At 54.1% G+C, this 13,964-nt stretch carries 13 protein-coding genes; 6 read left to right on the top strand and 7 right to left on the bottom strand.

What is annotated here, in order from left to right; genetic code table 11:
- Positions 1-16: 16 nt before the first annotated feature.
- Genes HMPREF1487_RS19005 through thpR form a run of 5 tightly spaced genes read left to right on the top strand, consistent with a single transcriptional unit; the run spans position 17 to position 4,661 of the window.
- Entirely contained in the window at positions 17-1,366 is a 1,350-nt protein-coding gene (locus HMPREF1487_RS19005) for a GntT/GntP/DsdX family permease (RefSeq protein ID WP_010798329.1), read from the top strand.
- Complete coding sequence (locus HMPREF1487_RS19000; RefSeq protein ID WP_010798328.1) at positions 1,366-2,226, top strand: MurR/RpiR family transcriptional regulator; 861 nt, start codon at positions 1,366-1,368, stop codon at positions 2,224-2,226. Before HMPREF1487_RS19005 ends, HMPREF1487_RS19000 begins: the two co-directional genes overlap by 1 nt.
- 2 nt (positions 2,227-2,228) lie before the next feature.
- A complete protein-coding gene (locus HMPREF1487_RS18995; RefSeq protein WP_010798327.1) occupies positions 2,229-3,689 on the top strand; it encodes an N-acyl-D-amino-acid deacylase family protein in 1,461 nt (486 codons plus the stop codon).
- Between the two features lie 9 nt (positions 3,690-3,698).
- A complete protein-coding gene (locus tag HMPREF1487_RS18990; RefSeq protein ID WP_010798326.1) occupies positions 3,699-4,088 on the top strand; it encodes a RidA family protein in 390 nt (129 codons plus the stop codon).
- A 57-nt stretch (positions 4,089-4,145) separates the two neighbouring features.
- On the top strand, positions 4,146-4,661 hold the full coding sequence (gene thpR, locus HMPREF1487_RS18985) for an RNA 2',3'-cyclic phosphodiesterase (RefSeq protein WP_010798325.1): 516 nt from the start codon (positions 4,146-4,148) through the stop codon (positions 4,659-4,661).
- A 73-nt stretch (positions 4,662-4,734) separates the two neighbouring features.
- Here the strand turns inward: thpR and HMPREF1487_RS18980 are convergent, their stop codons facing one another.
- Together HMPREF1487_RS18980 and HMPREF1487_RS18975 are read right to left on the bottom strand one after the other, a co-directional pair.
- Positions 4,735-5,343: a PH domain-containing protein gene (locus tag HMPREF1487_RS18980; protein ID WP_010798324.1), complete on the bottom strand. Its 609-nt coding sequence runs from the start codon at positions 5,341-5,343 to the stop codon at positions 4,735-4,737.
- A 356-nt stretch (positions 5,344-5,699) separates the two neighbouring features.
- Entirely contained in the window at positions 5,700-6,986 is a 1,287-nt protein-coding gene (locus HMPREF1487_RS18975; RefSeq protein ID WP_010798323.1) for a tyrosine-type recombinase/integrase, read from the bottom strand.
- A 214-nt stretch (positions 6,987-7,200) separates the two neighbouring features.
- On the opposite strand from HMPREF1487_RS18975, the gene HMPREF1487_RS18970 reads away from it, so the two are divergent.
- Positions 7,201-9,381, top strand: a complete 2,181-nt coding sequence (locus HMPREF1487_RS18970) for a putative bifunctional diguanylate cyclase/phosphodiesterase (protein ID WP_010798322.1) — start codon at positions 7,201-7,203, stop codon at positions 9,379-9,381.
- Positions 9,382-9,428: 47 nt separating this feature from the next.
- Here HMPREF1487_RS18970 and HMPREF1487_RS18965 read toward each other — a convergent pair whose 3' ends face one another.
- From HMPREF1487_RS18965 to HMPREF1487_RS18945, 5 genes are all read right to left on the bottom strand, one after another.
- Positions 9,429-9,983 carry a hypothetical protein gene (locus HMPREF1487_RS18965; RefSeq protein WP_010798321.1) on the bottom strand — a complete coding sequence of 185 codons (555 nt, stop codon included), beginning with the start codon at positions 9,981-9,983 and terminating at the stop codon, positions 9,429-9,431.
- Between the two features lie 11 nt (positions 9,984-9,994).
- Entirely contained in the window at positions 9,995-11,164 is a 1,170-nt protein-coding gene (locus HMPREF1487_RS18960; RefSeq protein ID WP_010798320.1) for a zinc-dependent alcohol dehydrogenase, read from the bottom strand.
- A gap of 241 nt (positions 11,165-11,405) precedes the next feature.
- Positions 11,406-11,837, bottom strand: a complete 432-nt coding sequence (locus HMPREF1487_RS18955; protein ID WP_010798319.1) for a thiol-disulfide oxidoreductase DCC family protein — start codon at positions 11,835-11,837, stop codon at positions 11,406-11,408.
- Positions 11,838-11,886: 49 nt separating this feature from the next.
- Positions 11,887-12,930, bottom strand: a complete 1,044-nt coding sequence (gene mgrA, locus HMPREF1487_RS18950) for an L-glyceraldehyde 3-phosphate reductase (protein WP_010798318.1) — start codon at positions 12,928-12,930, stop codon at positions 11,887-11,889.
- An 82-nt stretch (positions 12,931-13,012) separates the two neighbouring features.
- Positions 13,013-13,924 (bottom strand): LysR family transcriptional regulator, encoded by a 912-nt coding sequence (locus HMPREF1487_RS18945; protein ID WP_010798317.1) that lies wholly within the window; start codon positions 13,922-13,924, stop codon positions 13,013-13,015.
- Positions 13,925-13,964: the final 40 nt, after the last annotated feature.

Here is a 13,964-nt window from a genome sequence, read left to right as displayed (position 1 = left end):
GCACGAGGAATGCTCGATGACGCCTTCTACCGGGTTCTGGCTTCTGATCTATGCCGTAGTAGCCATCATTGCGTTGATTGTCTTGATTGCGCGGTATCGGCTGAATCCCTTTATCGTGATTACCCTGGTATCGGTAGGACTGGCTCTGGTCGCCGGTATGCCAGCCAATACGATTGTTGCCTCTTATGAGGCCGGTGTCGGCAAGACGCTTGGTCATATCGCCTTGGTCGTGGCATTGGGCACCATGCTCGGCAAGATGATGGCCGAGTCAGGCGGCGCAGAGCAGGTCGCTCGTACCCTGATAGCCAGATTCGGCGAGCGCAATGCCCATTGGGCGATGGTCTGCATTGCCTTTCTCGTGGGGCTGCCCCTGTTTTTTGAAGTGGGCTTCGTGCTGCTGGTTCCTATCGCCTTTACCGTGGCCCGCCGTGTAGGTGTCTCTATCCTGATGGTAGGCCTGCCCATGGTCGCGGGGTTGTCGGTTGTGCATGCGCTCGTTCCGCCGCATCCTGCTGCCATGCTGGCCGTGCAGTCCTATCATGCCTCGGTAGGGCAGACGCTCTTCTATGCGGTTCTTGTAGGTATTCCGACGGCTATTCTTGCCGGACCGGTCTACGCCAGGTTCATCGTTCCAAAGATTCAGTTACCTGCCGAAAACCCATTGGCCGAGCAGTTTACCGAGCGTGAGCCTCGTAAACAGCTGCCTGGTTTTGGCGTCACGATCGGTACGATTATCCTGCCCGTTGTGCTGATGTTGATGGGTGGCTGGGCCAACCTGATATCAACGCCGGGCAGCGTCTTCAATCAGTTTCTGCAATTTATCGGCAACTCCGTGATTGCACTGCTGGTTGCCACATTGGTGAGTTTTTGGACGTTAGGGCTGGCTCAAGGCTTCAACCGCGATGCGATCCTGAAATTTACCAATGAATGCTTGGCTCCAACGGCAACGATCACATTACTGGTAGGCGCTGGTGGAGGGCTAAACCGAATCCTTATCGATGCCGGTGTGACCACCGAAATCGTTGGACTGGCCCGGGAATTCAACCTGTCACCCCTGATGATGGGGTGGCTTTTTGCTGCGCTGATGCGCATTGCCACCGGCTCGGCCACGGTCGCCATGACCACGGCTTCAGGCATCGTCGCGCCTGTTGCGTTAGGGTTAGGCTATCCACACCCTGAACTGCTGGTTCTGGCTACCGGGGCAGGGTCGGTCATCTTTTCCCATGTAAATGACGGCGGGTTCTGGTTGATCAAGGAGTATTTCAACATGACGGTAACCCAGACGTTCAAGACGTGGACCGTATTGGAAACCTTGATTTCCATCATCGCCTTTCTTCTGACATTAGCGTTGGCGGCTGTACTGTAATGGATATCCTGTATCAAATCCGCGCACGTCTTGAGCATATGAGTGCAGGCGAACAACGTATCGCTCGCCTGATCCTGGAGGATGTACCGTTCGCCGCCAGCGCCAGCCTGGACGAGCTGGCGACACGGGCTGAGGTGAGTAGTGCGACCTTGTCCCGCTTTGCCCGCAGCGCAGGGTGCAAGGACCTACGAGACCTGCGCTTGCAGCTAGCTCAGGCCAGCGGTGTTGGAGCGCGGTTTCTGGGCCGAACACACGCACCGGAGCATTCTGCATTCTTTGGCAATATCGTCAGTGACATCGAAGCAACGCTTCGCCAGCATCTGGCCCGTTTCGATGAGCAAACCTTTGCACGGGCGGTTGCACTTGTTCACGAGGCGCGCATGGTTTACGCCTTTGGTATGGGCGGTTGCTCTACGATCTTTTCGGATGAACTGCAGTACCGGCTGGTTCGGCTGGGATACCCCATCGCGGCTTATCACGATCCGGTTCTGATGCGCCTGACGGCTGCCACGTTGGGCCAGGATCAGGTAGTGATTGCCTGCTCGATGACGGGCATAACCCCCGAACTTGTCGAGTCGTTGCAGCTGGCCAAGGGGTACGGCGCTCGCATTCTGGCCATCGCACCCGAAACATCGCTGGTTGCCCAACTGGCTGATGTCGTACTGCCGCTGTTTCTGGCTGAAACAGACTTTATTTATAAACCTACCGCCGCCCGCTACGGAATGATGCTTGCCGTGGATATTCTGGCTACTGAGCTGGCATTGAGCGCACCTGAAGCGAATCAGGAACGCTTGCGGCGCATCAAGCTCGCCATGGACGACTACCGTGGCGGCGATGAGCGATTGCCGCTGGGAGACTGACAATGCCAACCTACGATGCTCTTATCCGCAATGCACAGGTGATCGATGGCAGCAACTCGCCGGGTTATCAGGCGGATATCGCTATACAGAACGGCCGAATAGAACAGATAGGATGTATAAGTGGGGCAACGGCAACCCATGAGGTTGACGCCGCGGGGAGGGTGCTTGCACCGGGCTTCATTGATGTTCATACCCATGACGATACCGTGGTGATTCGTCAGCCGGAGATGCTGCCCAAGCTAAGCCAGGGTGTAACGACTGTTATCGTAGGTAATTGTGGCATCAGCGCTTCTCCCGTCAGCTTGAAAGGCGAGCCGCCAGATCCCATGAACCTGTTGGGGCCAGCAGCGGCCTTTGCCTATCCGACGTTCGCCGATTACAAGTCAGCCGTCGAACAGGCGCATCCGGGGGTAAACGTTGCTGCCCTCGTTGGGCATACAGCGCTGCGCAGCAACCATATGGAGGACCTTTATCGTACGGCAACGCCTGGCGAAATTGCTGCCATGCGGGCTCAGTTGCGTGAGAGTCTGGAGCAAGGTGCGCTGGGGCTTTCCACAGGGCTCGCTTATGCCTCGGCCTATGACGCAAGTACCGACGAAGTAATGGAGCTGGCCTCAGAGCTGGACGCCTACGGAGCGGTATACACTACACATTTGCGTAGCGAATTCGAGCCTGTACTAGAGGCCTTGGACGAAGCGTTTCGTATCGGTCGTCATGCGAAGGCGCCCGTTATCGTCTCGCACCTCAAATGTGCCGGTGCAGGCAATTGGGGACGTAGTCCACAGCTTCTGGCGGCATTGGAGCAGGCTGCACGGGATCATCCAGTTGGGTGTGATTGCTATCCTTATTCGGCCAGTTCCTCAACGCTGGATCTCAAGCAGGTAACAGCTGATTTTCGCATCACCATTACCTGGTCTACACCCTATCCTGACGTGAGCGGCCGCGACCTGAACGACATTGCAGAGGAGTGGGGCGTATCGCTACTGGATGCTGCCAAACGCCTGCAACCGGCCGGGGCAGTGTATTACGGGATGGATGAAAACGATGTGAGGCGCATTCTGGCTCATCCGCTATCAATGATCGGGTCGGACGGCTTACCCGAAGACCCATTCCCGCACCCTCGCTTGTGGGGCGCCTTTCCGCGAGTGCTGGGACATTACAGTCGCGACGTGGCCCTGTTTCCCCTGCATACCGCGGTACACAAGATGACCGGGCTTTCAGCGGCCCGTTTTGGGCTCTACAAGCGCGGATTAATCAAGGAAGGCTATTGGGCGGATCTGGTCTTGTTCGATCCCAAAACTGTACATGCCGCTGCCGATTTCAAAACGCCCAAGGTTGTCGCAGAAGGGATTGATGCGGTCTGGGTAAATGGAATCCTGTCGTATTCAGATAAACAACTGACTCCCCATAGAAACGGTCGCTTCCTTTCCCGGCAAGGCGACCTGCGCACACACTTTAATTAGGAGGATGACATGTCAATCAAACGTTACGGTGTTGAGGGTGGTAGCGGGACAGGCGGGCAGCACCTGCCGTTTGCGCGCGCTGTTGAGGCTGATGGATGGCTCTACGTCTCGGGCCAGACCCCTATGGTCAACGGAGAAGTAGTCGAAGGCGGCATCGTCACTCAAACGCGCCAATGCCTGGATAACGTCATGGCCATTCTCAAGGAAGCCGGCTACGGCCCGGAACATGTGGTGCGTTGCGGTGTATGGCTGGATGATCCTCGTGACTTCATGTCTTTCAACAGGATCTTCAAGGAATATTTTGGCGAGCATCCGCCTGCACGCGCCTGTGTGGTATCGAGCATGGTGATTGACTGCAAAGTCGAAGTGGATTGCGTCGCCTACAAAAAACCGGAATAAGGCTTCTGCTCCCGCGTCAGAGTGTTTGAACGCTCTGACTATAGGGACTCCATCATCATGCGTATGTTTTTTGCGTTGCCGTGCCCAGCCTCTGTGGTTACACGTGTAGTCGCCTGGCGAAAGGAGCAGGGCATAGATGGGCGCCTGGTTCCTCCTGAAAATCTTCACATGACACTGGCTTTTCTGGGTGAAATTCCAGAGGAACAGATAGACGCACTTATGGCTCTAGGCGATCACATACGCTTTGAGCCATGTACGGTCGTGCTTGATCGCGTCGAGCGTTGGCATCAGGGGCTTATCAGCATGATTGCATCCCAGACGCCAGTGCCGCTGGTGTCGCTGGTTGACGATCTAAACCTGGGACTGAAAAGTTTGGGCGTTCCGCTGGATCGCAGACCCTTTGTCCCACACCTGACGGCTGCACGTAAAAGCCGCTATCGGCCAAATGGACTACCGTCATTGGCATGGCCAGTAGAGCGCTTTGCCTTGTTTGTATCGGAAAGCGGCCAGGGAAGCGTGCAATACAGAGCTTTAAAAGAATGGACAGTAGCTGAAGGCAGTCCGGGAGAATAGGGCGGTGACAGCTGCCGCCCATTACGCATTTTACTTTTTATGTAAACTTTATCTATTGCTGCTTGGCGAATATTTAAGCCTGGACATACTTGCTGAATACAGCGCTGTAGTCATGGGTCATATAAGTCTCCAGCATCAATGTATTCAGCGTGTCCAAGGTACCTGTGTATTGCTGGGTTATGTGTTCAGGCGATGCTGGGTTAGCAATCTTGTACATGGAGGCCGTCACATCCAGTACTTTTAGTGCATTGGCACGCTTGAGTTCTTCCAGGTGCTGAATCTTGCTGATCCCGATCAGAGACTTGTAGATGTCTTTGACCTGTTCAAGAAAGGTCTTTTTGATATCGATGCTGAAGGGTTTGCCGCCTATGACGAATTTCAGCTCGACATCTAGATCCACTGTGCCGGCCGTTTCAATCATGACGCTCTGAATACGCTCGCTGAGGTAATCGTAGCGTTTGATAGTGCGCTTGGACGATACCGCAGATTCGCCGTCCACATGAATCAACGCCAGATTGGTAAAGCAGTATTCATCCTTTTTCGATTTGATCAGAAAGAAAATCTTTTCACCGTCCTCGTGAAAGAGATAGTCGTCCGCATCGACCTTGTCGAAGTCTGCTGGTTTGATAATCGATCCGATGTCGCTTAGTCCCAAAGCATCTGCTGCAAATCGTTTGAACATACCAGGCTTTCCTTGAGTGACAGGATAAGGCGCAACATCGAGGCTGCACGCACGCAGAAAAGGTTTTCACTGAACACGCAAAGTGAATTTCAGTTGGGCAGTTGTATCAGGCAGTGAAAAAAAGACAAGGCGTAGGAAGGTTCATTAACGAGGCAAGGAAATCTGTCTTGGCTTAACCGGAGCCAGATGAAGGTTTAGGACCCAAAACCCATGAAGGGGATAGAGGCGTCAGTGCTTGCTAATATATAATTTAACATAATATACATTATGCGAAGTTATGTGTTCTGGATATGGAGCCATGGGGCAGCGCCTTGAACGCTGCGAAACTCCAAATGAGCTCTTTATAGCTCACTTCTTTATTGATCCTTTAAACGTCGCTGTTTACCAGACGCCGCTCGCTCCTGGTTGATGGCGTTGTAGTAAATGTCTTGCGTTGTACTCGCCTTGGCGTGGCCAAGATCTTCCTGCAGGTGTTTGAGTGGTCTGCTGGGTGCATCGTAAGTTGCGCTGGTGTGGCGTAACCAATGGGCGCTGGCTGCGCGCAGATTGGATACTTCATCCTCGCTGCGACCTTCCTGTTTCATTCGTACCAACGCCGTGTCAAAGCATTCCTGTACCAGGTTGCGAATCTGCCGATCGGTCAGACCGCCTTGCCCGTTGTGTTTAGTCAGTAGCGGCGCAGGATCTCCGGCGTATGGCAGCGGCGTCAGATTGCGGAAGGCCCGGTAGCGCTTGAGATAGACCAGCATGTCATCACTGACCGAGATGCGACGCTCCTTGTTGCCCTTGCCAATTGCAACGTACCACCAGGAACCGTCAGGGTCTTTCTGAAAGGCATCCATGGTGGGAGACCAGCCGGGCCGCCCGGAAAGTTCGGAGATTCGCAGGTAGAGTGAAAACAGGGTCGCTATGATAAAGAGTGTACGCTCGTGCTTTTCAGGCTCCTCTGCAGCCATGCATTCCGCTGTTTCAATAACGAACTCCCATTGAAGGCGGTCAAGGACCTTGCCGCTGACAGCCTTGGCTTTCTTTTGAAAGAAGCGGCTCTTCTGCTTGATCGCTCGAAAGGGATTACCCACCAATACGTCCTGATCATTGAGGTAATCATAGAATGAGCTGCAGATTGCAAAGACTTGCTTGAGCGTACCCTGAGCCATTTCATAGCGTTCTGGGGTAGTGTCATCGTCGTCTCCTGTTTCGACAGCAAGCTTGCGTGAGGCTTTATCACCCTGAATCCCAAAGGGGCGCCATAACGGATTGGGCTCCATGCTGCCATCTTTCAGAATGAAGCGGCGACGAACAGAGGTGCCCACCCAGTCCTCGTCAGGCTCCTGACTGAATGCCAGGAACGCCTCGGCATCCTGGCGGCGGAGCGAAAGGATAGACCTCCCTTCCTTGATCCAGCTCCACAGAAGGAGACGTTCAACTTGGGTGCGATAGGCTTTGAATGTCGTTTCCCAGCCGGCATAAGAGCGCAAAAATTCACGCACATGAAAATAATCGTCTTTAGCCGGAATACCGGGCTCAAACCGTTTCAGGTAATTCAGGATAGACGTATGCTCTGCCTCGTAAGAGGTAGCGTTAAGCCCAAGAAAACTGGCATAAGTGTCAAATAAAGGCTGGGGTTTAGACGAGAAAAGCATCGAAATAACAGTGAAAAGGCAGGTTTCTTAGTATATCAATTTCCGATTATGGACGTAATCGGAAATTTGGCTTGTTTATAGGATTTTATAGAAGACACAAGCACTTACGAAAGCCGTCTCGTGCCGCTTCCAACGAACCGTTAAAGAACTAAGCTGTGTGAGATTGATCTCACTTTTATAGGCAAATGCCGTTCAGCTTTAAAGGTGGCTCGCCGTGGACTGGTTAGGTATTCATTTTCTCACAGATCTTCAGCAATCCGGCCTTTCGCCTGTCGAGCATAGCCACACTTTTCTATTGGTTGCCTTTTCCTATCTGATTGCAACTGCTGCCGGTTATACCGCGCTGAGCCTTGCTGATGTTGCGGTAGCGGATGATCGCCGAACGCGTATGCTGTGGCGCTGGATCGGTGCCTTTTGTTTGGGCGGCGGTATCTGGTCGATGCACTTCCTTGCCATGATGGCGTTCGTCATGCCGATTCCAGTGTATTACGACCATCGCCTCACGGCCCTTTCGCTGGTCATTGCTATCATGGCGTCCTTGCTGGCCATGGTCATGATTGGTCGCCCTGCTCTTACAGTCAGGCAATATATCGGCGCGGCGATCAGTATTGGCCTGGGGGTTACAGCCATGCATTACATTGGTATGGCCGCCATGCAATCTGCTGCAACGGCCTACTATGACCCTTGGTTATTTGCACTTTCCATTGTGGTGTCGATGTTGGCCAGCCTCGGGTCAATGATGTTGATCTTGAAGCTACGCCAGCCGAACAACCCTGCTCCGCTCAAGTTGAAACTGGCGGCGAGTCTGGCGCTGGGTGCAGGTATTATCTCTATGCATTTCAGTGGTATGGCGGCCGTTACCTTTACCCTCCCCGCCGGCTCGACGTTTGACGCTGGTGCGCACGTTGACAATCACTCACCTTATCTAGGTATAGCGACGGCCTTTATTTCGTTGATTATTATCAGCTGCAGCTTGGTGGCGGTATGGGCAGGAAAGAAGCTGGAAAGCCAGCGTCGAGATCTTGAACGGGTCAACGCCCTGCTCCACGAGCTCGATAGCACACAGGCTTCACTCCATAACGTCGCTCATTTCGACGCCCTTACAGGTCTGCACAATCGCTATTCCTTCAACAAGGAAATCCAGATGCGGCTGGATGAACACGCGGCCCAAGGCACTTCCATGGCACTGCTGTTTCTGGATCTGGATAACTTTAAGCGGATCAATGATTCATTAGGTCATGATGCCGGTGATGAGCTGTTGCGTGTTGTGGCTCAGCGCCTGAAAAGTGCCTTGCGTGAGCGAGACCTGATCGCACGCCTGGGCGGTGATGAATTCTGCATTCTTGCCAACGTTGAAGAGAATTATGAGGCCGAGCTGTTGGGGCGCCGCATCCTGCAAAAGATGAAAGAGCCCATTATCCTGGCCGGTCGAAAAATGGTCATAACCACATCCATTGGGGCCAGCCTATTCCCACAGGATGCAACGACCGGTGAAGATCTCATGAAGCATGCCGATCTGGCCTTGTATAAATCCAAGGCTAATGGTCGCAACATGCTGTATTTCTTTCAGGAACAGCTCAGGAGCAAAGCGTCACTTGAGCTAAAAATGGAGGAAGAACTGCGACAGGCATTGAGTCGTAATAATCTGACCGTGTATTACCAGCCCGTCTTTGACTTGAGTAGCGGCAAGGTTTGCCATGTAGAGGCATTGGTGCGCTGGCAGCACCCCGAACAAGGCCTGCTGCTGCCCGGTAACTTTATCGACATTGCGACAGCAAACGGGTTTATTGCTGATATTGACCGTTGGGTGATTCGCCGAGCCTGTCGTGATATCAAGAAACTGCATCGGCAAGGCTTCAAGATTGGAGTCGCGGTCAACTGCTGTGTACGCAGCCTGGAGCGTGAAACGCTCGTATCCGACGTTCAGGGAGCCTTGAGTCAGGCACGCCTGGAGCCCCAGTTTCTCGAACTTGAAGTAACCGAAAACGCGCTAATGGCCAACATTGACCAGGTTATCGGGCAGCTAAGGCAGTTGCGTGAGCTTGGCGTGCGGTTGTCCATTGACGACTTTGGTACAGGTTACTCATCACTGGCGTATCTGAGCCAGCTTCCCTTGGATGCTATCAAGGTGGACCGCTCGTTCATTCAGGATATTCCCAACAATGCGCGGGACCTTGATCTGGCGGAAGCTATCATTGCCATGGGGCATAAATTGCATTTGAAAGTCATTGCCGAAGGCGTGGAAACCCAGCAACAGATTACCTTTCTGATCGATAACCAGTGCGACCTTGCCCAGGGGTTTCTACCCAGTCGCCCTCTTCCCTTCGAAAAGCTTCAGGCGTTCTTGCTTGATGAGATAGGTAACAACGCATTTTCCCAGTCTCACCTCGCCTGAAATGACAAGGCCTGCTTTCAAGCAGGCCTTGTCTTGCTGGTTTCTGACTACGCGCGGCCAGTATCTGCACGTGCATAACCGTTACCGATATCGGCTCGCATATCAGCCGGTGTTTCAAAGTCACTTGCGGCACCACGCATGTCGCTTATTGACTTTGGAAAGCCGGATCGATTGCTGTAGTCACGTATAGGCATGTGTCGTGGACGGTGGTGGCGCTCTGTGACGCCCCGTGTTGCCATGACATCGACCAACGCGGTAGCCAGCACGACAGCCATCGCGATTTTCACGTTTCCCCGCTTGGGATTATCGGCATTCAGACCGGTCGCCAGTGTAGCCAGATCCAGGGCATCACCCGCTACACGGCTCCAGAGCGCAGGTGTAGGGTTGTCACTCAGCGCGCCAACACCACTAACAATCTCACGCACCCCATAGGCACGAACAATATTCTCCGACCCATCCATGCCCAGGGCGCGGGTCAATAATCGTGGAGCAGCCAACTCCAGGAGACCAAGACCCAGGCTGTAAAAGCCGAGGCCACGGGCCAGCTTGTCTGAAGCGCCTAGTGATCGCTGGGGGGATGAAAATTTCTCAAGCATGGTCATAGCCGTCTCCCTCAAGGTTTCAGAACAACCTTGATGCAGTTGTCGAGTTTATCCCGGAAGGTCTTATACATTTCCGGGCCTTGGTCGAGACTTACCGTATGGGTAATCACGAATGAGGGGTCGATCTGTCCGTCATCGATACGGCGCAGCAGGTCATCCGTCCAACGTTTGACGTGCGTTTGCCCGGTGCGCATGGTAAGCCCCTTATTCATGAGCGCCCCCATGGGAATCTTGTCGACCAGACCGCCGTAAACGCCCGGGATAGATAAAATGCCCGCCGGGCGACAGACATAGATCATCTCGCGTAATACATGAGGACGATCACTCTCCATCATGGTCGCCTGCTTGACCCGATCATAAACGGCATCCAGCGACCGCGTCGCATGGGACTCAAGGCCTACGGCATCAATGCATTTTTCAGGACCCTTACCGCGGGTAAGCTCGTTCAGACGCTCAACCACGCTCTCCTTGTCGAAGTTGATGGTTATCGCCCCGCCCGCTTCTGCCATGAGCAGTCGTTCAGGCACGTTATCGATCATCACGACCTGCTTGGCGCCCAGCAGTATGGCGCTGCGCACACAAAACTGACCCACCGGACCCGCCCCCCAGACCGCTACGGTATCAGTAGGCTGAATGTCGCACTGCACCGCAGCTTGCCAACCCGTGGGGAAAATATCACCCAAGAACAGTACCTGTTCGTCCGTAAGCGTGCTTGGAACCTTTACATGGGTAGAATCTGCAAACGGAACACGTACGTACTCGGCCTGCCCGCCTGCGTAACCGCCGGTTAGGTGCGAGTAACCAAAAAGGCCTGCTGTGGAGTGACCAAACACTTTGTCACCCAGGTCTTTACGGCGGTTCGAGCGCTCGCAGACAGAAAAATTACCGCGTTTGCATTGCTCGCATTCGCCACAGGTAATGGTGAATGGCACGACGATGCGATCGCCTACCTTTAGCTCTTTGTTTTCCGAGCCGACCTCAACCACCTCTCCCATGAACTCATGGCCCATAACATCGCCGCACTCCATGCCGGGAATGAAATGGTCATAGAGGTGAAGGTCGGAGCCGCAAATGGCGCAACTGGTTGTCTTGATAATAGCGTCGCGTGGGTGTTCGATCTTGGGGTCCGGAACGGTGTCGTAGCGGATATCGTTTTTCCCGTGCCAACAGAGTGCTTTCATGCGCGTTCTTCCAACGTTGGTTGAAAAGTCCCGTCACCAACAGCGTGAAGGTCCCTCCTGTCTGGAACATGGGCGGGCTGTATGAATAAGGCCACTCCCTTGGCAGTGATGCTATTGGGACATCAGAACGCATAGGAAAAGTTCAAAGATTGCCCGGATCCTCAAACCAAACGGTAAGGAATAAAGATGACCTGCTGGTCATTTCCTTTTAAGAAACCTTATAGGGTTACCGTTAGAGCTACTAATCGCGGGTAGCGTTCGGTTTCTCAGGAAGCGCGCATTGATCATCCTTACAGCGTCTGGAGCCTTCCGGATGAGGAATCCAGATCAGTTGCGGGCGAGCGCGCAAAAACAGGCGATAACCCAAATCAAACAACGGCCGCAGCGGCTTCCAGGCAAGAGGTGCTGCCCAACGGCCAAGCCCTGCCGCTCGCCAACTCCAATAGGTTGCATCCAGCCCCTTGACCCATTGCCCGTCGGCAAATCGGGCGTGCAACAGATCCCTGAATTGCTGTGATGACATGCCAGGTGCCGGTGCCTCGAAGGTTGGATCAGCTACGTCTGCAAATAAAAGACGTGCAGGGTCAGCATGTCGACGTAGATGTCGAATCTCACGGGCACACAGCGGACAGTCGCCATCGTAAAACAAGGTGAGCGGCCACGCGGGTTGCATATACTTCTCCAAAGGGTACGACCTGAAGAGGCCATACCCTTTCACTCGATCAGATAGGGCTATCGGTAGAGGGTTTTTCCCACAGATTGATTCCCCCTTCAACTGCATACTTATTGATTTCTGCCAGCTCCTCCGCGCTAAAGGACAGATTGCTCAAGGCTCCGATATTTTCCTGCAACTGTTCCGGACGACTCGCCCCAATCAGCGCCGAGGTGACACGCGGATCGCGTAGCGTCCAGGCCAGGGCAAGCTGAGCCAGACTCTGACCGCGACGCTGGGCAATCTCATTCAGTGCGCGCGCCCGTGCGATGTTGTCATCGGACAGGTGCTCCGGTCGCAAGGAGGCACCACCGGGACGGTTCACCCTTGCATCCTCCGGTACGCCATTGAGGTATTTGCCGGTCAGCAAGCCTTGGGCCAACGGTGTAAATGCGATGACGCCTGCACCGACCTCATCAGTTGCATCCAGCAGGTCTTTTTCGATCCAGCGATTGAACAGGTTGTAGGAAGGCTGATGGATGAGAAGAGGAACCTTCCATTCCTTGAGCAGCGCTGCCATCTCGCGTGTCTTGCCAGCCGAATAGGATGATATGCCAATGTACAGGGCCTTGCCCTGCTGCACGGCCGTAGCCAATGCACTGGCGGTTTCCTCAAGTGGTGTGTCGGCATCGAAGCGGTGGGAGTAAAAGATGTCGACGTAATCCAGCCCCATACGCTTCAAGCTTTGATCAAGGCTTGCCAGGACGTATTTGCGTGAGCCACCGCCCTGTCCATAAGGCCCTGGCCACATATCCCAGCCGGCTTTGCTGGAAATGATCAGCTCGTCCCGATAGAGCTTGAAGTCTTCCCGCAGGATTCGGCCGAAGTTGGTTTCGGCGCTGCCGTAGGGAGGACCGTAGTTATTGGCCAGATCGAAATGGTTGATGCCAAAGTCGAATGCCGTACGTAACAGGGCCCGCTGGTTTTCAATGGGTGTGGTGTCACCGAAGTTGTGCCACAAGCCCAGGGACAGTGCAGGCAGGACCAGACCACTCTTGCCTACCCGGCGGTAAGGCATGGATTCGTATCGATTGATGGCAGCCGTATAGCTCAAGGCGCTCTCCTCTCTTCTGTTGTGCTTATGCTTAGGTCTGCAACGGTTATACGACAACTTGACCACTCAGCAAAAGCTGCTTCTACATTCCGCAGGCTTGAATGAGAAATTGTCGAAAGGCTTCTGCCGCTGTCGGCAGTTCGGTATCCGGCTTCCAGATCAGCCCGAGCTCCATAGGCGGAACGGCATCATTGAGCGGGCGTACCTCGATCTTCTTGCCTTCAAGCGACCAGGTACGAAACACCATGTCCGATAGGATAGTCACGCCAAATCCATGGGCAACCAGGCCACGTACAGACTCCATGGAGGACGTTCGAAACGCGACCTTTGGTTCCAGACCGCGGGCGTGCCAATAGCGCTGGGTCGAGGCTTCGCCCTCTTCGACCGTCCCGAGGATGTAAGCATGCTCGGCCACATCCTTGAGGGTAATGTCGGGTTTGGTCATCAGCGGGTGGTGACTGGCCAGCCAGAGCTGGCGGCGTGATCGGATCAGAACATAATGCTCGAAACGGTCAATGGCCTCGCTGTTGGACACAATGATCAGGCCAAGATCCAGGCGCCCTTCCAGAACAGCCTGCTCGATGCTGGGCCGATCCATGTCCACTAGATCAATATCCACCTGTGGATAGCTGCGCTTGAAGCGAGCCAGCAGGCTGGGCAGAAAATACCCCAGCACTGCGTAGGTGGCTCCTACGCGCACCACTCCCTCCTGGGTATGACTCAAGAATAGGGGTTCCTTGAGTGCATCGTTCAGCGTATCGAGAATGTGCCGGGCATGCTGCAGGAACCGGTGCCCTTCTGCTGTCAGAGCAACCCCGTAGGGCTGTCGCTCAAACAGATTGACCCCCAGATTTTCCTCCAGTTGAGCCACTGCTGAGGTAATCGCGGACTGGGAAACATGGACATCCAATGCCGCCTGGGAGAAACGGCCCGTGGTGGCAGCCGCCACAAAGTAGCGTAGTTGACGCATCGAAATATCTTTGGAGCTGGCCATCTGATTTTCGAATACCTGAGTGCGGTTTTTAGAATTTTAC

It is taken from the genome of Pseudomonas sp. HPB0071, from assembly GCF_000478505.2.
Classification (GTDB): domain Bacteria; phylum Pseudomonadota; class Gammaproteobacteria; order Pseudomonadales; family Pseudomonadaceae; genus Chryseomonas; species Chryseomonas luteola.
The sequence above is the reverse complement of the archived record's forward strand: the minus strand, read 5'-3'. Positions and strand labels throughout refer to the sequence as shown.